Source organism: Sphingobacterium thalpophilum (assembly GCF_038396785.1).
Lineage (GTDB): Bacteria > Bacteroidota > Bacteroidia > Sphingobacteriales > Sphingobacteriaceae > Sphingobacterium > Sphingobacterium thalpophilum_A.
The window spans coordinates 256,982-279,210 of sequence record NZ_CP151087.1 but is presented as its reverse complement, the minus strand read 5'-3'; the positions used below and the strand labels follow the sequence as shown (position 1 = coordinate 279,210).

Annotated in this window: 18 protein-coding genes and 3 tRNA genes; 13 read left to right on the top strand and 8 right to left on the bottom strand. The window is 41.5% G+C overall.

The window, feature by feature from the left end:
- Window positions 1–32: 32 nt before the first annotated feature.
- Complete coding sequence (locus AACH28_RS01295) at window positions 33–1,151, bottom strand: M42 family metallopeptidase (RefSeq protein WP_070561144.1); 1,119 nt, start codon at window positions 1,149–1,151, stop codon at window positions 33–35.
- Window positions 1,152–1,423: 272 nt separating this feature from the next.
- On the opposite strand from AACH28_RS01295, the gene lgt reads away from it, so the two are divergent.
- The 4 genes from lgt to AACH28_RS01275 all read left to right on the top strand — a co-directional run bounded on the left by lgt (window position 1,424) and on the right by AACH28_RS01275 (window position 5,217).
- Window positions 1,424–2,239, top strand: a complete 816-nt coding sequence (lgt, locus tag AACH28_RS01290; RefSeq protein ID WP_120334068.1) for a prolipoprotein diacylglyceryl transferase — start codon at window positions 1,424–1,426, stop codon at window positions 2,237–2,239.
- Between the two features lie 154 nt (window positions 2,240–2,393).
- The gene (gene trpB, locus AACH28_RS01285; protein ID WP_341832020.1) at window positions 2,394–3,584 is read left to right on the top strand and encodes a tryptophan synthase subunit beta; all 1,191 of its coding nucleotides are present in this window, start codon (window positions 2,394–2,396) and stop codon (window positions 3,582–3,584) included.
- A 94-nt stretch (window positions 3,585–3,678) separates the two neighbouring features.
- Window positions 3,679–4,221: a L,D-transpeptidase family protein gene (locus tag AACH28_RS01280; RefSeq protein ID WP_341832019.1), complete on the top strand. Its 543-nt coding sequence runs from the start codon at window positions 3,679–3,681 to the stop codon at window positions 4,219–4,221.
- A 429-nt stretch (window positions 4,222–4,650) separates the two neighbouring features.
- Window positions 4,651–5,217, top strand: a complete 567-nt coding sequence (locus AACH28_RS01275; RefSeq protein WP_120334066.1) for an AraC family transcriptional regulator — start codon at window positions 4,651–4,653, stop codon at window positions 5,215–5,217.
- 167 nt (window positions 5,218–5,384) lie between these two features.
- Here AACH28_RS01275 and AACH28_RS01270 read toward each other — a convergent pair whose 3' ends face one another.
- The 7 genes from AACH28_RS01270 to AACH28_RS01240 all read right to left on the bottom strand — a co-directional run bounded on the left by AACH28_RS01270 (window position 5,385) and on the right by AACH28_RS01240 (window position 16,780).
- Entirely contained in the window at window positions 5,385–7,565 is a 2,181-nt protein-coding gene (locus AACH28_RS01270; RefSeq protein ID WP_341832018.1) for a DUF4954 family protein, read from the bottom strand.
- Window positions 7,566–7,573: 8 nt separating this feature from the next.
- A complete protein-coding gene (gene glmS / locus AACH28_RS01265) occupies window positions 7,574–9,415 on the bottom strand; it encodes a glutamine--fructose-6-phosphate transaminase (isomerizing) (RefSeq protein ID WP_341832017.1) in 1,842 nt (613 codons plus the stop codon).
- A gap of 149 nt (window positions 9,416–9,564) precedes the next feature.
- Window positions 9,565–12,747: an efflux RND transporter permease subunit gene (locus AACH28_RS01260; RefSeq protein ID WP_341832016.1), complete on the bottom strand. Its 3,183-nt coding sequence runs from the start codon at window positions 12,745–12,747 to the stop codon at window positions 9,565–9,567.
- A gap of 64 nt (window positions 12,748–12,811) precedes the next feature.
- Window positions 12,812–13,867, bottom strand: coding sequence for an efflux RND transporter periplasmic adaptor subunit (locus tag AACH28_RS01255; protein ID WP_341832015.1), 1,056 nt, complete (start codon window positions 13,865–13,867; stop codon window positions 12,812–12,814).
- A 14-nt stretch (window positions 13,868–13,881) separates the two neighbouring features.
- A complete protein-coding gene (locus AACH28_RS01250) occupies window positions 13,882–15,225 on the bottom strand; it encodes a TolC family protein (RefSeq protein WP_341832014.1) in 1,344 nt (447 codons plus the stop codon).
- A 28-nt stretch (window positions 15,226–15,253) separates the two neighbouring features.
- Window positions 15,254–15,853, bottom strand: a complete 600-nt coding sequence (locus AACH28_RS01245; protein ID WP_341832013.1) for a TetR/AcrR family transcriptional regulator — start codon at window positions 15,851–15,853, stop codon at window positions 15,254–15,256.
- Window positions 15,854–16,108: 255 nt separating this feature from the next.
- Window positions 16,109–16,780, bottom strand: coding sequence for an NrtR DNA-binding winged helix domain-containing protein (locus AACH28_RS01240; RefSeq protein ID WP_075992906.1), 672 nt, complete (start codon window positions 16,778–16,780; stop codon window positions 16,109–16,111).
- Window positions 16,781–16,965: 185 nt separating this feature from the next.
- Between AACH28_RS01240 and pfkA the strand changes: the two genes are divergently transcribed.
- From pfkA to AACH28_RS01195, 9 genes are all read left to right on the top strand, one after another.
- Window positions 16,966–17,943 carry a 6-phosphofructokinase gene (gene pfkA / locus AACH28_RS01235; protein WP_075994837.1) on the top strand — a complete coding sequence of 326 codons (978 nt, stop codon included), beginning with the start codon at window positions 16,966–16,968 and terminating at the stop codon, window positions 17,941–17,943.
- A 17-nt stretch (window positions 17,944–17,960) separates the two neighbouring features.
- Window positions 17,961–18,812 (top strand): hypothetical protein, encoded by an 852-nt coding sequence (locus AACH28_RS01230; protein WP_341832012.1) that lies wholly within the window; start codon window positions 17,961–17,963, stop codon window positions 18,810–18,812.
- A 4-nt stretch (window positions 18,813–18,816) separates the two neighbouring features.
- Window positions 18,817–19,815: a type I glyceraldehyde-3-phosphate dehydrogenase gene (gap, locus tag AACH28_RS01225; protein WP_070561154.1), complete on the top strand. Its 999-nt coding sequence runs from the start codon at window positions 18,817–18,819 to the stop codon at window positions 19,813–19,815.
- A gap of 175 nt (window positions 19,816–19,990) precedes the next feature.
- Window positions 19,991–20,066: transfer RNA gene (locus AACH28_RS01220), tRNA-Phe, on the top strand.
- 50 nt (window positions 20,067–20,116) lie between these two features.
- Window positions 20,117–20,189 (top strand) — tRNA-Gly (locus AACH28_RS01215).
- 5 nt (window positions 20,190–20,194) lie between these two features.
- Window positions 20,195–20,279 (top strand) — tRNA-Leu (locus AACH28_RS01210).
- A gap of 188 nt (window positions 20,280–20,467) precedes the next feature.
- The gene (locus AACH28_RS01205) at window positions 20,468–20,833 is read left to right on the top strand and encodes a transposase (protein ID WP_149525777.1); all 366 of its coding nucleotides are present in this window, start codon (window positions 20,468–20,470) and stop codon (window positions 20,831–20,833) included.
- Between the two features lie 115 nt (window positions 20,834–20,948).
- Complete coding sequence (locus AACH28_RS01200; protein WP_341831486.1) at window positions 20,949–21,797, top strand: transposase; 849 nt, start codon at window positions 20,949–20,951, stop codon at window positions 21,795–21,797.
- Between the two features lie 101 nt (window positions 21,798–21,898).
- Window positions 21,899–22,228 (top strand): helix-turn-helix transcriptional regulator, encoded by a 330-nt coding sequence (locus AACH28_RS01195; RefSeq protein WP_112376344.1) that lies wholly within the window; start codon window positions 21,899–21,901, stop codon window positions 22,226–22,228.
- Window position 22,229: the final 1 nt, after the last annotated feature.

Genomic DNA, 22,229 nt, shown 5'->3' with positions numbered 1-22,229 from the left:
ATTCTAATGATAAGTTAATATATTCTTAAATTCTACTTTGTAAATGTTCTAAAATCTTGTCCGTTCTCAATATTCAATAATGTTTCGTAGATCAACCGGATCACGTTATCCACATCTTCCTTGTGCACCATCTCCACTGTTGTGTGCATATAACGGAGTGGTAAAGAAATCAATGCAGACGGTACACCACCATTGCTATAGGCAAATGCATCCGTATCAGTTCCTGTAAAACGAGAAGAAGCCTGACGCTGGAAAGGAATATTATTCTTCTCAGCAACCTTAACCAACAGTTTATTCAGATTGATCTGAACCGCTGGAGCGTAGGACAATACCGGACCTTTCCCTGAAAATAGATCGCCCTGCGTGATCTTATTGATCATCGGAGTTTGCGTATCATGTGTCACATCGGTTACGATGGCGACATTCGGTTTGATACGATCTGCAATCATTTCGGCACCGCGTAAACCAATCTCTTCTTGCACCGAATTTACGATATATAATCCAAATGGCAATTTCTTTTTATTCTCTTTTAGCAAACGAGCAACCTCAGCGATCATAAAACCACCGGCACGATTGTCCATAGCCCGCCCAACATAATAACGGTCGTTAAGGATAGAGAATGTATCTTCGTATGTAATGACACAACCGACATGTATTCCCAAGGCTTCAACCTCTTCTTTGGTACTACAGCCACAGTCCAAAAAGATATTTTTCAGCGAAGGATTTTCTTCTTTCTCTCCCGAACGCGTATGAATTGCCGGCCAGCCGAATACCGCTTTGACAATGCCCTTTTCCGTATGAATATTCACGCGCTTAGACGGCGCAATCTGGTGATCTGAACCACCGTTACGTATTACATAGATCAGTCCGTCTTTGGTAATGTAATTGACAAACCAAGAAATCTCATCCGCATGAGCCTCTATAACGACCTTATACTCCGCTTTTGGATTGATTACCCCTACAGCTGTACCGTAGTTGTCAACGAATGTATCATCAACATAAGGCTTCAAATAATCCAACCACAGGCGCTGTCCTTCCCACTCAAATCCTGTAGGAGAAGCATTATTGATATATTTCTCAAAAAATGAAAGCGAATCTTTCGTCACAACCGCGTCGTGCTTCGGCTCTTTTTTCTTGTTTTTTTCTGCCATCTTTTCCTTTTCTTTTTACTTTCGTCAAAATATGAAAATTTCAATGAAATGCAAAAGTAAAAATGTTTTTTGAAATATTGTTTGCGCAATTTATTTTAGGTTATACGCTCCTCTTTAAGTAAAAAGGATCCGCAAAAGACAATATTTTGTTCACGATGAATGAATTAGATCCGCAGCCCAATGATATTCTGCTTAAAAACAAATTGTAGGAATAAAAAAATGAGATTAAAGCTTATCTTTACTTCAAAGTAATTTAAAAAGCTATAAAATTTATGAATTCAATATTAAGTGCAATACATTGGAATATTGACCCCGAAATGTTCAACTTTGGCGCTTTTGCCCTTCGCTATTATGCCTTATGCTGGTTGTTAGCATTTTTTGTTTCATACGTGATCATGTTGCGTATATTCAAAAAGGAAGGCCGCACACAGGAACAGTTGGATCAGCTTTCAATTTATATTTTTCTGGGCACTTTGATCGGAGCACGATTAGGACACTGCCTATTTTACGATTTTGACTATTACAAAGATCATATACTTGAAATCTTCCTGCCATTCAAATGGGATAAAACAGGATTTCATATTACCGGCTTCGCAGGATTGGCTTCCCATGGCGGCGCCATCGGAATTATCCTCGCACTCTATTTATTCTGCAGAAAAACAAAAACCGACTTCTTGTGGTTAGCGGACCGATTGGTCGTTGTAGTCCCTATTGCCGGTGCACTTATCCGTATCGGAAATTTCTTCAATTCCGAAATTATTGGCACACCTACAGATCTACCCTGGGCTATCGTGTTCGAACGTGTAGACAATGTACCACGCCACCCTGGGCAGCTTTATGAAGCAATCGCCTATATTTTGATCTTTATTATCATTGGTTCCCTATTCAAATCAAATCCCAATCGCCAAAAAGGCCAATTATTTGGCATATTCATGGTCCTATTATTTGGTGCACGCATGGTCTTGGAACATTTTAAAATTGACCAGGAAGCTTTCGAGCAAAGTATGGCTTTAAACATGGGCCAATTACTGAGTATACCTTTTATCCTGGTGGGCTTCTACTTTATCTTCCGGAAAACCAAAGCTTAAAACAGGCTGCAATATATCCTTGTTTGCAAATACAAGATTTTACAGGCATCTTTTCTAGAAAAGATGCCTTGTTTTTTTTCTATACCTGCAAAGATTACTATATTAGGCTTCAATAAATAATATATCTTTTTACAACAAGAAACATAAGCCTAAAATGAGTCTAACACAAGCTGCATCTGTCGAAGCAAATGAGAAGATGCTTCAATACAATGGTCAATATGGAGAATTTGGCGGATCTTACATCCCACCGGTATTGGAAGAGCAATTGAATAAACTGGCTGCTTTTTTCGATAGTCATGTCCAAAAAGAAGAATTCCAGAAAGAGTTTATTGCGATCTTAAAACATTATGTCGGTCGCCCCTCACCTTTATATTACGCGAAGAATTTAAGCGAACACGTAGGTTCCAAAATCTATTTAAAGCGGGAAGATTTAAACCATACAGGTTCCCACAAGATAAACAACTGTATCGGTCAAATTCTTTTGGCTAAACAAATGGGAGCAACAGAGATCATTGCCGAAACTGGCGCCGGTCAACACGGTGTTGCAACAGCAACAGCGGCAGCATTGTTAAACATACCATGTAAAGTATTTATGGGCGAAATCGACGCTGCACGCCAGGCCCTGAACGTCAAACGCATGGAATTGTTGGGCGCCGAAGTTGTAACGACCAACTTAGGTAGCCGTACATTGAAAGATGCCGTCGATGCGGCCTTGATGTATTACGTTGAAAATCCAACATCTTATTACCTACTGGGATCGCACGTCGGCCCGCACCCCTATCCAAAAATGGTCGGCTATTTTCAAAGCGTTATTGGTAAGGAAGCACGCCAGCAGATACTTGATCAGGAAGGGCGCCTTCCAGACAGCATCTTCGCCTGTGTAGGTGGCGGATCAAATGCCATTGGCTTATTTTCGGGTTTTCTCGATGATCATGAGGTCGAAATTCATGGTGGCGAAGGCGGTGGAACCGGAACTTATCCAAAAACAGCTGCGACACTTTCTTTTGGCAAACCAACCGTATTCCAGGGAACCTTTTCGTACTGTTTGGTCGATGATGAGGGCAACCCGATCCCGTCAACCTCGGTGTCTGCAGGCCTTGATTACCCAGGGATATCGCCACAACATGCCCAGCTAAAAGATAGCAATCGTGCAAACTATCACCCCGTGACAGATGCAGAAGCGATTGAAGCCTACAAGCTACTTTCCCGACTGGAAGGTATTATTCCGGCCATTGAATCATCCCATGCTGTTGCCCTTGCGGTGAAATTGCTAAAAGACAAAAACAAAATCGCTATTGTGAACCTCTCGGGACGTGGCGACAAAGATGTTGACCGCGAATTCTAAGCTGCAGCATCAAAATACATGAGTAGGCCGAGTGCAGGGCCCTAGGTTAGGCACTCGGTCTAAACGTTTTATCCATTAGCTAACAATCTCCAAGATGAAGCGACCAAGAAATCGTCGAATAGTTTTAAAAACAGTAATCAGCCTCGTCATCTTACTTTGCCTGGGCCTGATAGGCTATAATCTTTATCCAGAACCAACGTTGGATCAGCATGCCAAAGTAGACAAGCTTATCGTCTATAAATCAAAAAGAACACTATTGGCCTATAGTAAGGGAAAGCTCCTAAAATCTTACCGTATTTCATTGGGCGGCCAACCTGTGGGCGCCAAAGAATTTGAAGGCGATTTAAAAACACCCGAAGGGCTTTACACGATCAACGATAAAAATCAATATAGCAGCTATCACAAAAACCTGGGGGTCTCCTACCCAAATGAACAGGATATTGCCCACGCCAAAAGTTTAGGAAAAGAGGCCGGTGGCGACATCAAGATCCACGGACTTCGAAACGGACTAGGCTTTATTGGTAAATTGCAGCGCCACATGGACTGGACTTTCGGTTGTATGGCACTTACAAATGCAGAGATTGACGAACTTTTTGATGCTGTTCCCATGGGTGCAGCTATTGAAATAAAACCCTAACTGGAATAAAGACTTAACTAAAACAACTCTTGGCTGGAACACACCCCTAACGACCTCAAGGCCAAAGCGCCGAATGGCCCGCCCATTACGCCCATTACGCTCATCCGCTGGCCGATTAGCCATTCCGTCCTTTTTTTCCACACACGGTTTTCAAAATACTACAAGATAAACCCTAAATATTACAACTCCATGTCTAATAAATTATCGATTTTTGAGTTTACATTAGTAACTTGTATTTAAAATAATTCCGATGGAATATCCAATGTGATAAGCACAAATACCGATGACCGCATCACAGCATGCAGGGCATCCAAGAATTAAATATACCTACATAAAATCAACAGGATATTCCTTAGGACCTCTAAAAGACAACATGCGAAGCATTCATGAAACCATAGGATGCAGACACAAATCAGTAATAATTTATATATGAAACTTGCAATAAAGAATATGGTATGCAATAGATGCATTATGGTTGTTGAAAATGAATTGGCTAAGCTCAATCTCCATGTTAAGCATATTTCTTTGGGGCAGGTTGAGATTGAAGAAGAGCTGACCAAAGCGGAGAGCAAGCAACTTGCCTCAAATTTTTCGGCACTTGGTTTTGAACTCATTGACGATAAAAGAACCGTCATCATCGAACAAGTAAAACATGTCGTATTGGATCTTATCCGTAATCAACATAACGATACCACCCTTAATCTTTCCGAAATCATCAGCACGAAGGTGCACCATGATTACAACTACATCTCCAATCTTTTTTCGGATGTTGAAGGCATAACCATCGAAAAATACTTCATCGGCCAGAAAATTGAATATGTCAAAGAGTTATTGGTTTACGATGAACTTACCTTGAGTGAAATTGCCTATAAACTCAATTACTCCAGTGTTGCTTATTTAAGCAATCAATTCAAAAAAGTAACCGGATTGACGCCAAGCCACTTTAAGCAAATCAAAGATAATAAACGCAAACCACTTGATAAGATCAACGACTAAGGACCTGCGATGCGCTTCACAGCGCTGGAAGAAATCAAAGTTTGACCGCTTCTGGCTATCGCAGAAAAAGAATCTACAACGCCACTTTTGGGACATTACCAACAGTCAAGACCGCTAATACGTGATTCACAAAAAAAAGAAAAGGCTTCCGAGCGGAAGCCTTTCTTTTAAAATTGCCCTTTCAAATTAGCAACCCTTATCTTAAATATCTCTAATTCTTTTTGTTGTTGATTGATAAAAGAATTCTCCTCCAATTTTCCTACCACAATATCACGTTCTTCATCATTGGCATAAACCATGTTTTTGAACTGATTATTGTAGTCTTTGGCACGGGATTTATAAATCTGTTCACCAATCCAGATCCGGTGTCCAAGCGCCTGATCCAACAAAGATACAACTTTATCTGTTGATAAAACCATACCTTCCAAATTTAAGACTTCTATTAAAGACAAGAGTGCATGTTCACGTTTATCTAAGGGGTATGCTTTACTTTTATCATGATAGAATTCATGAATATCATCCCATGAATCTATTTTTTTTGATTTGACGTCATCTAGGAAAGTTTGCAGGGTATTGCTTTCGATCAGCTGTCCACCTATATTTTCCCAGCTCGTACGCGATCTACCCGATAAGGCTCCAATAATATCCTGCAGTGACAGGCCTTCCTCGAGGGCATCCATCAGGTGCAGTACACCATAGTATTTAATAAACGAACGATATAAATGATAAGCCTCGCCAACCTTCTGAATAACAGTCGGTCTGCGTGAATTTTCGGCTCCTTGCAGCACAATTGTCTGATCTTTCAGGTCCATGTTGTTGGCAAGCAGTGCCCGGCCGACAACAATACGTTCGTGCTTATCCTTCCCAACTGCAGTGTGGAGACTATCTGCCACAGCCAAGGCCAGCATATCCATCCCTTCGAACATCTCGTTCACCGTATCCGGTGCCAACATATCGTATTCAAAATATTGGTTTTTGAAATGTCGATTGTCTCGCGCCGCATACTTATTGGCATTCCGTACCAAAGCATACATATTGTACATAAACCAATACCCCGGAATCAAGACCAGTTGATCATGTTGTACGTCATTGCTCACTAAGGTAAAAGGCAACTTGATATCCAGTTCATGCAGAAAATCCCCTTTTACGATAAGGCAATACGATGCAAATCTGGAGTTATGTTTTAGGCTCACACAGAGCCCAGGCCAAAAACCACGTCCCGCAATAATTTCACCATCCGCAGCTCTGGAGTTGTGATTGGATCCTACGGTTGCTCCAGCAGCCATATTACTTTGGCCCATCACCAATGCCGCACATAAAAACGAGTTGTTATGGTGCTGTTCATGCGCTGGAAAAATCAAGGAATTTAACACTTCACAACAGGAAATTGTCGAGTTGTCGCCCAAATAAGAGTTGATCAGACGCGCGCCATATTTCAACTGCGAATAGGATGCCAGGATAAAACGTACAGCTTTAACGCCGTAAAATATACGACAGCCATAGCCAATAATTCCATTAACAAGCTCACAGCCTTCACCGATCTGCGTATACGATTCCTGCGAGGAATTGACGGTAACATTTTTCAGCTTGCTGACCCCTTTGATATAAGCATCAGTCCCGATCTTGACATTCTTGATCGTTAACGTATTTTTGATGACGCAACGGTCGCCAATCTGGCTGTAATAGCCCCGTTGACCTCCAAATTTCTGATCAGTCAGTTCTCCAAATCGTTGCTGTAGAGCATGATCATGTCGATTGCGGGTCCACAGGTACACATCTGCAGCCTGCATACCATCAAAAGGATAAACTGAGCGGGCACCATTTTCGTTGCAGAGCTCCAACTCGATCCGTTTTTCTGACTCTTCACCATCACGGAGAATACCATTACCGAATTTGGCTGTACTGCCGGTCTCCATTTCCTTGATCTGGCTCAACAGCACTTCATTACCAACAATAAAGTAGGACAAGTAACCCACATGGTGGACAGCAACATCGTCGCCAAAGTCCGAACTGATGATCGTCGAATGATACAGGCCAATGGGCAGCTGCAAATTGCGGTAATCCAGGTAACTCGGACTCAAATTGCCGATACGGACCAGACCATAGAATTTACAGTGCTGAACCTGATTCGGATCAAAGACTGCCGATACTTTGACCTTGGACCAGTCGCTGGACCAGTTTCCATTGTTAATCAACTGTTGAACCTCCGTTTCCGTCAAATCACGGTAGTCATTACGCGGGTTTTGCTGAAAGCGCAGGGTATATTCGTCCTGTTCTGCTGGAATAAACTCATCTGGGATAAATCCATAGCCCAGCCGTTCCAAAGGTTTCTTTTTCAATACACTCATCGGCCTCCTTACTCTACAGTTACCGACTTCGCCAGGTTACGTGGTTTGTCCACATCCAAGCCTAGCTCTACACCAATATAATACGATAACAATTGTAATGGTACAACCGAAATCAATGGAGCAATGATCTCATCGGCCTCCGGAATTTCCATAAAATCATCCGATAGATTTTCCGAAACAGCATCGCCTTTGGTAACCACCGATATAATCTTTCCTTTACGCGCTTTGATCTCCTGAATATTTGAAACTATCTTCTCGTGATAAGCATCTTTTGTAGCAATAAAAACAACCGGCAAGTTCTCGTCAACCAATGCGATAGGTCCATGCTTCATTTCTGCTGCAGGATAACCTTCTGCATGGATATAGGAAATTTCCTTGAGTTTAAGCGCACCTTCCAGGGCAACCGGGAAATTATACCCCCTACCCAAGAAAAGAAAGTCTCGGGCATCTTTGTACTTTTTGGCAATGGCTTTGATTTTATCAACCTGCGTATCCAAAATCCACTCGACCTTTTCAGGCACCTCGTTTAATTCCTGTGCAAGTTTTTGATAACGTCCTTCGCTGATCGAACCTCTCAAAGAAGCAATCTTTAAGGCAATCAGGTTCAATACAGTCAACTGTGCTGTAAATGCTTTTGTACTTGCTACGCCGATTTCTGGTCCAGCATGTGTATAGGCACCTGCATCCGAAAGTCGGGCGATAGAAGATCCGACAACATTGACAACACCCAATATGATAGCGCCTTGTTTTTTTGCATTTTCCAATGCAACCAATGTATCAGCCGTTTCACCACTTTGGGAAATTGCCAAGATAACATCCCCCGGATGAATAACCGGATTACGGTAGCGGAATTCCGACGCATATTCAACTTCTACATTAATACGGCATAATTCCTCAATAACATATTCTGCAATAAGTCCAGCATGCCAGCTCGTACCACAGGCAACAATAACAATGCGATTGGTATTGCTGATCTCATTCGCAAATTTTTCAATGCCACTCAATGTAATCTGATGGGATTGCAGATCCAGACGTCCACGCATGGAGTCAAAGATCGTTTGCGGTTGCTCGAAGATCTCTTTCAACATAAAGTGATCAAAGCCACCTTTTTCAATAGCCGACAACTCCAGATCCAATTTTTGGACATAAGGTGTGATGCGCTCATTACCCAGATTTTTAAGGATCAACTCCTCCGGAGTGATAATGGCCAGTTCGTAGTCATTGATGTAAACAACTTCTTTGGTGTATGCTAGCATCGGGGAAGCATCTGAACCCAAAAAATGCTCATTTTTACCGATACCAATCACCAAAGGACTTCCTTTACGCGCTGCAATAATACGATCCGGATGACCTGCCTCCAATACAAGGATCACATAGGCCCCTACAACCCGTTTCAAAGCAATACGAATAGCTTCTTCTAAAGAGCATTCGTTCTGCAATTGGATCTCTTCGATAAAGTTGACCAGAACCTCTGTATCGGTATCACTTTTAAATGTATAACCTTTATTGATTAATTCTGATTTTAAGGAAGCATAGTTTTCAATGATGCCATTATGAATCATCGCAATACGTCCGCTATTGGAATAATGCGGATGTGCATTCCGATCAGAAGGTTCACCATGGGTAGCCCAACGGGTGTGGCCTATCCCTGTGGTCGACTGTAGATCTTTGTCGTATACAAACTCCTCCAAGTTTGCAACTTTACCTGTTTTTTTGTAAACATCGATCTGCTCACCTTTATGCAATGCCACTCCAGCACTGTCATAACCACGGTATTCTAACTTTTGTAATCCGTCAATGACGATACCATACGCCTGACGATAACCTGTGTATCCTACAATTCCACACATGTATGTCTCAATTTTAAGTGTATATTTTGTTAATGCGCCGCAATGTAATAAAAAATTTTACGCAATCGATTGATTAACCTAAAATTAACACAAAAAAGGCGGCTAATGTTTCATTAGCCGCCTTTTTCTATTGTAAAATATATTATTTTTTAGTGTTCTGCCACGTCGACATGGTCATAATCTTCCTTCATCAAGGCTTCATAATTTGTCTTTTCTTTCTTTCCAAAACGACGTTGAAGACTGTCAAAAATGGAGTACACCACTGGTACAACAACCAGGGTTAAAAATAAAGAAGATAACAAACCACCAATGATAACGATCGCAAGACCTCTATTCATATCGGCACCGTCTCCAGTAGCGATTGCGATAGGAATCATACCAAATACCATGGCAATTGTCGTCATCAAAATCGGACGAAGACGCGCGTGATTGGCTGCCACCAACGCATCGTGTGTATTATCGCCAGCTTCCTTACGATGGTTGGCAAAGTCAACCAGCATGATCGCATTTTTGGCCACCAGACCAATCAACATGATGATACCCAAAATCGTAAAGATATTCAAGGTCTGATTTCCCAGCGCCAAGAACAATAGGGCTCCGATAAACGACAATGGAATCGAGAACAAGACCACAAATGGTGTGATAAAACTATCGTATAAAGCAACCATTACCAAGTATACTAGGATAATAGATGCCAATAAGGCAATACCCAAAGTACCAAAACCTTCGGTTTGGTTTTCCATATTACCACCCCAGATAAAGACGATACCCGGTTTACGCGGCAGTTTTTCAAACTGTGCCTGCCACTCTTGCGCTACGGTACCCATTGGTCTACCGATTGCCTGTCCCTGAATGGATACTGCCGGCGACTTGTCGCGACGTTCCAACAACGTAGGTCCCGAACCAAAAGTTACATTGGCAAATTGATCCAAAGAAATAGAGGCACCCTGATTATTGATAAATTTCAGATCACGTACGTTGTCGATATTGGCACGACCATTTTCCGCATAGCGGATATTGATATCGTACTCGTTATCACCCGCTCTGTATTTGTTATCCGTATTTCCTGAAAATGCCGTCTGCATTGTCATACCCACAGTAGAGACATTCAGTCCCAAAGAGGTCATTTTATTACGGTCGATCTTCACATTGATCTCAGGGTTACCCGCTTCAGAAGTCAATTTGACACCCGCAGCCCCAGGAATCTTACGTAATTGATCTGCCGCCTTCTCTGCAAATTCCTGTGCATCTTCGACAGAAGCACCGATAATGGTCAGCTTCAATGGTGCCTGCTCCGCTCCCATGATACCCACATTGACGGTTTTGATTTTTGCACCGATCAGTTTATTTTCCAGTTCACGCTTCAGCGTCGCTGAATACACCTGTGAGTTACCCTCAAAATTTTCCTTGTCGAGGATCACGTGGATCTCCGATTTATAACGCGAACCCGTTGTTGAAGCCATACCGTCCGAAGACTGCCCCACTGTCGTAATAATTTCTTTGACATCAGGTTTCGATTTAATGTAAGCCTCCGCTTTTTGCGTCAACAAGTTGGTCTTCTCCAGGGAAGCATCTTTATCGAGTTCCAACTGGATGAAAAACTCCTTACGGTCGATACTCGGGAAGAAGTCCGAACCAATATACCCCATACCGACCAAAAAAAACGATGCAACAAGTAAACCGATTGCCAAAAACAACGTAGCCAATTTCGTACCGACGTTCTTTAAAGCCCAGGTCAACAATCCAGCAACCCAATGTGTAAAGCTGTTCAAACCGCTTTCAAAACCATGAATAATACGACCAAAGAAAGAAGTTTTGCTCAAGTGCTCCAATTTGCCGAAACGCGAGTATAACCAAGGCACTACCGTAAATGACACCAATAAGGATAATAAAGTCGAGATGATTACCGTCACACAGAATTGTGCCAGGATATTGGCCACCAAACCCGTAGACATTGCGATCGGCAGGAACACTACCACGATAACCAAGGTGATCGCCGTTACGGTAAATCCGATTTCCGAAGCACCATCATAGGCCGCACGCACCTTGTTTTTACCCATCTCCATGTGGCGGTGAATATTCTCGATAACAACGATCGCGTCATCCACAAGAATACCTACTACCAGGGATAAACCGAGTAAAGACATCAAGTTTAAGGTATAGCCCATCAAAAGCAAGCCAATAAAGGTAGCGATCAAAGATAAAGGAATCGCCACCATGGTAATCGCCGCATTACGTAAACTTTGTAAGAAGAACAACATGATAAAGCCCACCAATGCAATGGCAATCATTAAGTCATGGATCACGTTATCGGCTGCATTCAAGGTAAATTCTGAAGAGTCATTGGCCACCAGAATTTTAATATTCTGTGCCGCATAATCCTTCTCTACACCAGAAATTACTTTTCCGTCTTTATCGTGTACCGCAATGGTTTTCTTGACCGCTTCGGACACCGCTACCGCATTTGCATCGGACTGTTTAAAGACCTGCAATAAGATTGTATTCTGACGGTCCAGGCGAGCTACTTTTTCAATCTCTTTGATACCATCCCGCACATCGGCGATATCGCGCAGATAAATCTGCACCCCTGCCGGCGTTGTGATCGGGAGGTTACGCAGCTCCTCAATCGAAGTTACTTTACCCGAAAGACGGATGGTTGTCCGATTATCACGAGTACTGACGTTACCTGTCGGGAAATCGAGATTGGATGATGCTACAATTTGCTGTACCTGCGAAATTGTCAGTCCATAACCTTCAATTTTCTTCGGGTCTACAGAGATCTGGATTTCACGTTCCTCACCACCGATCAGGTCCACTTTGGCAACACCATTGATCCGCGCAAAGACCGGTTGGATTTTATTGTCCAAAAGATCGTAGAGTTCTTTTTCCGATAAATTGGACGTGACGGCCAAACTCATGATGGCCACATCATCCAGGGAGAATTTGGAGAGTGAAGGTGTCTTTACATCATCCGGCAGATCGTTGATCACGGCATTGATTTTCCGTTGAGCATCCGTAAGCAGGAAGTTGACATCCGCACCGTTGTTGAGGGTAATCATGACAATCGATACCCCTTCCAGCGAAGTCGACTCCACCTTTTTGATACTTTCCAAGGATGAAATAGCATCCTCTATTTTTTTGGTCACCGAACTCTCCACCTCTGCGGGCGAAGCTCCCGGATAGACCGTCTGTACCGTAATGACGTTAATTTCAAATTTAGGGACCAATTCATAGCCCAATCGCGTATAAGAAAACAACCCGCCTAATGTCAGTATTATAAATAATACGATAATTATACTGGGGCGTTTTATCGATATTTCGGTAATTTTCATTCGAATAATTTATTTTTAATAGCTATGCAACCGAGGTTCCATCTGCTACCGATTACAGTATGCTCTATTTAATAATCTCTACAGGGCTTTGGTCAAATAGATTGATCTGCCCCGAAACAATCACCTGATCCCCATTTTGCAAACCACCTAAGATCTCGATGTAATCACCAAAGTTTCTACCTGATTTGACGTTTGTTTCGATGGCTTTACCGTTTTTCAGCACAAAGATCTTGTTGTCGCTCACGCTACCCACAAAGGCATTACGAGGTACGATCAACGTATTGCTAGCAACACCTTCACCGAAGATGGCTGTACCGTACATACCAGCACGCAATTGGTTCGATGCATTATTTACCTCGATTTCCACTGGGAAGTTTAAGCTACCATCCGATTTAGGAGCAATAAAAGTTACTTTACCTGTAAAGCGTTGATCTGCATATACACTCGCTGTCACATCAACAGATTGACCGATCCTTAAGGTAGCCACATTCTTTTCGTCTACATTGACACGCAATTTCAAGGTGGCGACATTGACAATATCGAATGCTGCAGCGCCCACATTTAGGTAAGTACCCGGTTCGATTTTACGTGAATTGACGATACCCGAAACCGAAGTTTTGATGGTTACATCGCCAGCATTTAATTTAGACGCTTTTAAGTTATTTTTCGCATTCTCAAATTGCAATTTCACCTGGTCTAACTGTTGTTTGGTTACACCACCTGTAGAGAAGGCACTTTCAAAGCGATGCAGAGCGGCCTGCGCATTGGTAAATGCAGCCTGCGCATTCGCTACGTTCACATTCAGTTTATCGCCCTCGATGATCGCCAAAGTCTGTCCGGCGCTCACATGAGAACCTTCATCAACCAATACTTTCACTACCCGGCCGGCAGTTTCAGCCGAAACAGTTACTTCCTGTTTCGGAGAAAATGTTCCGTTAGCCGTATAACGTAAGTCCATGGAAGATACTTTTGCCGTATCGATACGCACTGCAATAGCCACATTTTTCTTTGCTACTTCTGCAGTTTCGGCCTCATTTTTCTTTTTATTTTTATTTAACACAAAAAATATTCCTGCTAGACCAGCAGCAATAATAAGTAAGGTAATAATTCCGCGTTTCATATTGTATTAGTCGTTTATTCTTTAATTAGTGATTTAAGGTTTCCATTTGCTTTGATCAACTGCACTTCAGCAATTTTATAATCAAGCAAAGAGGTATTTAAATTATTCTGAGCATCTGCATAGGCATTTTCCGCATCCAAAAGATCAGTCAATGTCGCTAGACCATTTTTGTAATTATTATTGGTATCGTCCAGCACCGATTTGGCCAAATCCACGTTTTTACGGTTTGCCTCAATTGTTAACAAAGAATTTTTAATCTGAACCTTGGAGTTTTCTGCTGCCAGGTTCAGTGCTAATTTTGTATCCGCGATATCAACCTGCAACTTATCGATATCGATCTGTGCCTGACGAACTTTAGAACGTGTGAGGAAACCATTGAAAATAGGAACCGTCAAATTAAGACCAATTCCTGAAAATGCCGACCAATTTACACCTTCAGCTTTCGAAAAGATTGGGAAAACAGGTCCCAAACCCTGACGACCGTAATTCGCAGTCAAAGATAAAGTGGGGTAGTATTTGGATGCTTCAGCTTTTTTGTTCAACTCTAGTAATTCATTTTGTTTAGTGAGCACCTGGATCTCCGTTCTACTGGACACATCAAGTGGGTCATATATGGCATCCAGAGCAACTGTTTCAAACGTAGACGCCGGCATAACAATCTGCTCCGACATCTGCATACCAATGACAAATTTTAGTGCATTCTCTTTTAATTCAACGGCATTAATCAGCTGCTGGCGAGAAGCTTTCAAATTTGTAACGGCTACATTTGTACGGTCAAGGTCAATTTTCTTCGCTAACCCATTCTTAAAAAGTCCTTCGATGACATCCCTAGTTTTGGTGGTACTTTCCAAGTTATTGTCAACCGTTTTTAACTGCAATTTGGATTGATAAACATCATAATAACTATTGGCCACCTTTTCGATCAATTGCTCATCGGTCAATGTTTTGTTGATCACATAAAATTCGCGTGTCGTCTTGGCAGCTTTCAGTCCAGTAAATACAGTTTGATTAAATAGCTGTTGGTTTAAGCTTATCGAATTTGTCGATTGCCATTTTTGTCCAAAAGCAGCCATTACTGTGGTTCCCGGTTGGCCCACAAGCTCTCCTGGTAAAGCGACCTTTTGAATCATTGGATTGTAAGTGATACCACCGTTAAAATTGACCTGTGGTAATGCACCCGATTTAACTTCCGCAATTTTATGTTCGGCATTTACGACATCGAGACCTGCCTTTTTCGCATCAGCCTTGTTCTGCAAAGCAAATTTAATCGCATCACTTAAACTCAATTGTTGCTGTGCATGACTCTGGAAAACCATCGTACCTAATAAAAGGCTGGCTAGTATTCTGATTGTTTTCATTCCTAATTTATTTGTCCTAATTTTATATCTACTTTTTATTTATACCATTAAAAAACAGCTTGGTAGCTAGCTTTTGTTTCTGCAACACTTCATCAAAACGATCCTGATTTGGAATCCCCGAAATGATATCCGAGATATTGCACATCAGGGATAAACTCTTCATCAATTTCACATAGATTTCCGCCGTTTCATATAAGTGCTCCCCATCAATTTCACCTTTTTCGGCACCGATCTGAAGAATCTCAAACAAGGCCTTCACATCTCGGTCGTGCAGACATTGAAAAAAATCCTGCATGGAAAGTCCCTTGATCCATTCCAGGTTTTCATTCATGTGCAACATATAGTATTTCCGGACAAATGCATCGCGCAGCTCCAGTATTTTCATGATCAGCTCGTAAGTGGTGCCCACGTGCACAGCCACCATCTTCTCCTCCTCTTCCCTATATTCATCCGTCAAACGCACAATCACATCCCGTATAAGTGCATTCTTTTCCGAATAATAGTAATACAAATTCGCTTTGGTAATTTTTATATCCTCCGCAATTTCATTCATCGTAGTCTTACTAAAACCGTAATGCATAAAGCGTCTTATCGCCGCATGAATGATTTGATCTTTTCTATCTTCCATTCTTCAAAAAACTCCTTTCTACTTTCTGACTTTTATCAAAAATTGTTCAAAAATATAAAAAGTAACATGTTGGGCAAAATAAATTTTGAAATTGTAATAATTTTGATATTAACCTGACAACAAAACCTTCATGACTTCGCAGACACCAACAGCAATGAAAGCAAACTGAAGGTTCTTTCTGGCCAGTAAGATCAGACACTTTCAGAAAAAAAAGGCAAACTCGAGAGTTTGCCTTTTATTATACGAACAGATCTGTTAGAATGCGACCGTGTTCTGAAAATGTTTTAAAAACTTTCGTTTATCCAATTTATAGAGCCTTGCTGCACGATAGGCTACTCCAGTCTGCACTTCATCGAGCTCTTTTAGAAAGCCATAATTCTGCATTTTCTTTCTAAAATTGCGTTTATCGAGTGGTTTATTCAAAATTCCCTCATACACCAGCTGTAGCTGGGTGAGCGTAAATTTTTCAGGCAGCAGCTCGAAAGCAATCGGCTTATAGGCGAGGCGGCGCTGCAACCGCTCCAGACAGAGGTCCAAAATCTGCTTATGGTCAAAGGCCAGTTCAGGTACATTCCGAACGGGGAACCACTTCGCCTGTTTCATATAGTTTGTAACAGGTTTGGTTTTCAATTTGGTATTGTCCAGCTGTACGAGGGCGTAATAGGCCACCGTCAGAATGCGCCCCTTTGGATGTCGTTTTAATCCGGCAAAGGAATGCAGTTGATCCATAAATACATCTTTCAAACCTGTATTCTCATACAAAATTCGTTTTACGGCATCTTCCATCTCTTCGTCATTATCCACGAAAAAACCTGGCAATGCCCACCAATCCTTAAAAGGATATTCATTTCTTTCGGCCAAAAGAACTTTTAATTCTCCTTCGTGAAAGCCTAATATGACACAGTCAACGGTAAAATTACTATACAAAACTTCTAAATTTATTTATGTGCAATATACTGAGCTAAATTTAGCGGTTACTAATCATCGGGTTATCTGTAACAATTATACGCTTCCTAAACGTGATGCGCAAAAAAATATTGAAAAATTTATTCAAAGTGTAGAATATACACTATAAAAATCTTATATTCGTAAAACCTAAAATATAGCGTGTGATAAAAGAAATTAAAAAAATAGGTGTATTGACGTCGGGAGGTGATGCTCCTGGCATGAATGCCTGTATTCGTGCTGTCGTTCGAACAGCATTACATAAAGGATTGCAAGTAACGGGTATTTATCAAGGATACCAAGGTTTGATCGACGCAAATTTCATTGAAATGGATACGCGTTCGGTCAGCAATATTATACAACGTGGTGGTACGATCTTAAAAACAGCACGTTGCATGGAGTTTAAGACGCCGGAAGGCCGTCGAAAAGGCTATGACAATCTGATCGCTGCCGGTGTGGATGCCTTGGTGGTTATTGGTGGTGACGGTACCTTTACAGGGGCTAATTTTTTCTCCAAAGAATTTGAGATACCTATTATAGGTATACCTGGTACAATAGATAACGACCTTTACGGTTCTGATTATACGATTGGTTACGATACAGCCAACAATACTGTCATCGAAGCGATTGATAAAATCAGAGATACAGCGGCGTCACATGAACGTCTTTTCTTTGTTGAAGTGATGGGCCGTGATTCAGGCTGTATCGCCTTAAATGCCGGTATTGCTGGCGGAGCCGAAGCCATTTTACTTCCAGAGAAAGAAACGGCCATTGACGATCTAATCCGTCATTTAGAAGACGGTGCCATTAAGAAGAAATCGTCATCTATAGTTATTGTTGCAGAGGGCGACCAAAATGGTGGTGCTTATTATGTCGCAAAAAAAGTAAAAGAAAAGTTTGATCATTACGACACGAAAGTTAGTATATTAGGGCATTTGCAACGGGGTGGTTCTCCGACGAGTTTCGACCGCGTGCTTGCGAGTAGATTGGGCTTTGCTGCGGTCAATGAATTATTGGCCGGAAACACACGAGTTACTGTTGGGCTTCGTGGTAATGAAATCAAGACAACTCCAATTGAAGAAGCAATCAGCAATAAGGAAATTAAACTTAGCCCTGATTTATTGGAAATGGCTGAGATTTTATAATCGTAATTTGAACAGACATGATAGCAGTAGTATATAGTGGATCTCGATTTTCAGACTGGAGATTGGCCGACAAGGGGCGGATCACTACGGGGTTCCGCATGAACGGGATCAATCCTTATCTTCAAGATGAGCGCTCCATACTACAGCATTTGCATAAAAACACCAACCTGATCAACAACGCCGAAAAAATCAGACGGATCTATTTTTTCGGAGCGGGATCTTCCTCGAAGGAACGTAAAGATAAAATAAAAAACGTCCTCGAACGTTTTTTCGTCAATGCGCGCGTACGGGTTGATCATGATGTCATTGCTTCGGCAATTTCCACTTTCGGCGACGAAAGAGGAATTATTGGCATCATTGGGAGTGGATCAAATGCAGCTTATTATACAGGGAAAAAAATTATTGACAATAACTATGGTCTAGGTTATATTCTGGCCGATGAGGGGGCGACAAACTGGAATAGCCAGCAGCTGCTCAAACATTACATGACGGATACCTTACCTGTTGATCTGCGGGACAAACTGGAAAGAGAATTTAACATCGATAAGAAAACCATTTTGGAAAGGGTGTATATTTCCCCACAACCGACAAATTTTCTGAATTCATTTACAGACTTTGTCCTCGAAAATAAAGATCATCTATTCATTAGTCAATTGGTTAAAAATGGGCTTCGTACGTTTATAAAAACCTACATCAAGCCCTTAATGAAAGAATATCCGGACAGTGACGTAAACTTTACGGGTTCAGTAGCGTTTAATTATGAGCACTTGCTTCGGGAAGTTGCCACAGACGAATTTAATATCAGTATTGGTACTGTTATAAAAGAACCGATACATAATTTAATTAAATATTATATCAATAAAAATTAAGAATATGAAAATTGGAATTAACGGATTTGGCCGTATTGGTCGTTTAGCATTTAGAGCGGCTATCAATCGTCCAGAAATTGAAATTGTTGGTATCAATGACTTAGTTGAACCAGATTATATGGCTTATATGTTGAAATATGATTCAACACATGGCAAATTTGACGGTTCTGTAGAAGTAAAAGACGGTAATTTGGTTGTTAACGGAAAAACTATCCGTGTTACAGCTGAGAAAGATCCGGCAAACTTGAAATGGAATGAAGTAGGTGCTGAAGTAATCATCGAATCTACAGGTTTCTTCTTGACGCAAGAGTTGGCTCAAAAACACATCGATGCAGGTGCTAAAAAAGTAGTGATGTCTGCTCCAGCGAAAGACGACACCCCTACTTTCGTAATGGGTGTAAACCACAAAGAATTGAAAGCTGATCAACACATCGTTTCAAACGCTTCATGTACAACAAACTGTTTAGCACCTATCGCTAAAGTATTAAACGATAAATTTGGTATCGTTGAAGGTTTGATGACAACAGTACACGCGGTTACAGCAACACAAAAAACTGTAGACGGTCCTTCAGTAAAAGACTGGAGAGGTGGTCGCGGTGCATACCAAAATATCATCCCTTCATCTACAGGTGCTGCTAAAGCAGTAGGTTTGGTTCTTCCAGAATTGAAAGGTAAATTGACCGGTATGTCATTGCGCGTTCCTACAGCAGACGTTTCAGTTGTTGACTTAACAGTACGTTTGAACAAAGGTGCTTCATACGAAGAAATCAAAACTGCAATGAAAGAAGCTTCTGAAGGCGAATTGAAAGGTATCTTAGGTTATACTGAAGACGAAGTTGTTTCTTCAGATTTCTTAGGTGATGCACGTACATCAATCTTCGATGCAAAAGCAGGAATTTCATTGAATGATAACTTCGTTAAAGTTGTATCTTGGTATGACAACGAATGGGGATATTCAAACAAAATCGTTGACTTGGTATTAGAAGTTGGTAAATTGTCTTAATCAACTCGACCAATATCCTATAGAGGGGCTATTCTACACGAATAGCCCCTTATTTTTTTTCCTTAAAAATCAGCAGGTTGGCGTTTAAACGCAAAAAAAAGCGCTTTTAGCTTTCGTAATTCAAATAATCCGTCTATATTTGCATCATCAATAAGGCAAACAGCTTAATTGAAAAGGTGCCATAGCTCAGTTGGTAGAGCAAAGGACTGAAAATCCTTGTGTCGCTGGTTCGAATCCAGCTGGCACCACCAAAAGGGAAGAACGCAAGGTTCTGACAGATTGAAAGAATAATAATTCCAATGCGAAAATAGCTCAGCTGGTAGAGCACAACCTTGCCAAGGTTGGGGTCGCGAGTTCGAATCTCGTTTTTCGCTCACCTGCCTAGGTGGTGGAACTGGTAGACACGCAGGACTTAAAATCCTGTTCCCGTTAAGGGAGTGCGGGTTCGATTCCCGCCCTAGGTACAAAAAGAGACGCCGAGTATCGGTTGTCTCTTTTTTTTTACACCAATATAACCCTTTGCTCCAAAAGTTGATATTAGGCCATTTCGAGTTCGATTTGAGCGCAATACTTCGATTAATATCGGATCATGTACAAAAGTTGTGGAGGGGATAAAAAATAATTAGATATTTGTGCTTTGATATTTATACAGATGCACGAATCTTTTAACGCGTTAATGCCCTTAATTATTCCCGAAGGAGTTTCCGATTATTTTGAGATGACCCACTATTCCAAAGAAGAAAAAAGACTGGATATCTTTCTGGAGGAACTCAATAATACACCTGAAGAATATCAAGGCCAGAAGTTGATTTCCAAGGGGTTTTTCGAACCCGTTACCCTTCAAGATTTTCCTATCCGTGGCATGCAGGTCTATCTTCATGTCAAGCGCCGCAGGTGGCTCAACCAGGATACCGATAAAGTAGTCTACAGAAATTGGGAACTAGTAGCCAAAGGGACGCGCATCACACAGGATTTCGCAGCTTTTTTAAAAGGTATCAGCGGACAACCAGGCTCATAGCATTCAGACCATCAGTTCATTCTATGGGATATCAGCCAGTAAACTAAGGAGATACTACCGCAATAAACTGAGCGGTTTCCAGGATTGGGAGCATCGCGAAAATGCGCGAGATGGATTGACCTTCCCACAGAATGTCAGCGGCCATCTTTCTATTGACGAGACCTGCCTATCCCATGGCGAGCTCTATACCGTTGTCACCAATAAAGAAGCACGGGGCAAAAAAGGGACCATTGTAGCCATACTGAACGGGACAAAATCAGAGAACATTATCCCGATCCTTCAAAAGATCCCACAGAGATTACGAAATAAAGTTCAAGAGATAACGCTTGATTTAGCCGGTAATATGGGATTGATAGCCAAAAGATGCTTTCCCAATGCTGTTCAGGTAATAGACCGTTTCCATGTTCAGCAACTTGCTAACGAAGCGCTTCAGGAAATAAGGATAAAGCACCGCTGGCAGGCCATTGACGATGAAAATCAAGCAATTGACCAAGCACGAAAGAATAAGGAAACCTATTTTCCGGAAGTCCTATCCAACAGTGAAACCATCAAACAGTTACTTGCAAGAAGCCGATACCTGCTTTATAAAAGTGAACATAAATGGACTTACGAGCAAAGAGAAAGGGCTGCTGTACTCTTTGAGCGATATCCCGATATTGAAAAGGCGTACAGGCTATCCCAAGAACTCTCTTGGATATTCAACACCACCATAGATAAGATCTACGCCTTTACAAGGTTGGCAAAATGGGCGGATAAAGTGGAACAGGCCGGCTTCAAGTCATTCAACACCGTCTCCAGAACCATAAATATCCATCACAAAAAAATATTGAACTACTTCGACAACAAGAGTACAAATGCTTCAGCAGAATCTTTCAATGCAAAGATAAAAGCTTTCAGAAGTCAGTTTAGAGGTGTAGGTGACATCAATTTCTTCCTGTTCAGATTGACCAAATTATTTGCGTAGTCCACAGGTTTTGAAACTGATCCTTAATATCATCGTAGCATAATTTTTATGTTTACAATTTGGGATTTTAGAAAAATTAATCGTAATATTGCAATAATATTATGGGACTTACTAAGACAGAAATATTCACAGAAGAGCAGAATCAGCTCGCCACAATGCTCAAAGCGTTGGGCCATCCTGCCCGTATTGCGATCCTTCAATCCATCATCCATGCAAATTCGTGTATCTGTGGTGATCTGGTTGAGGAACTAGGATTGGCACAGCCAACAATTTCCCAGCACCTTAAAGAATTGAAGAATGCGGGTATTATCCAGGGCACCATTGAGGGTGTACGGGTATGCTATTGCATTGAACCGAAAGCCTGGAAATTATTGAAAACAAACCTGGCAGCTTTCTTTGACTCTTATAAAGAGAACACAAACTGTTGCTAAA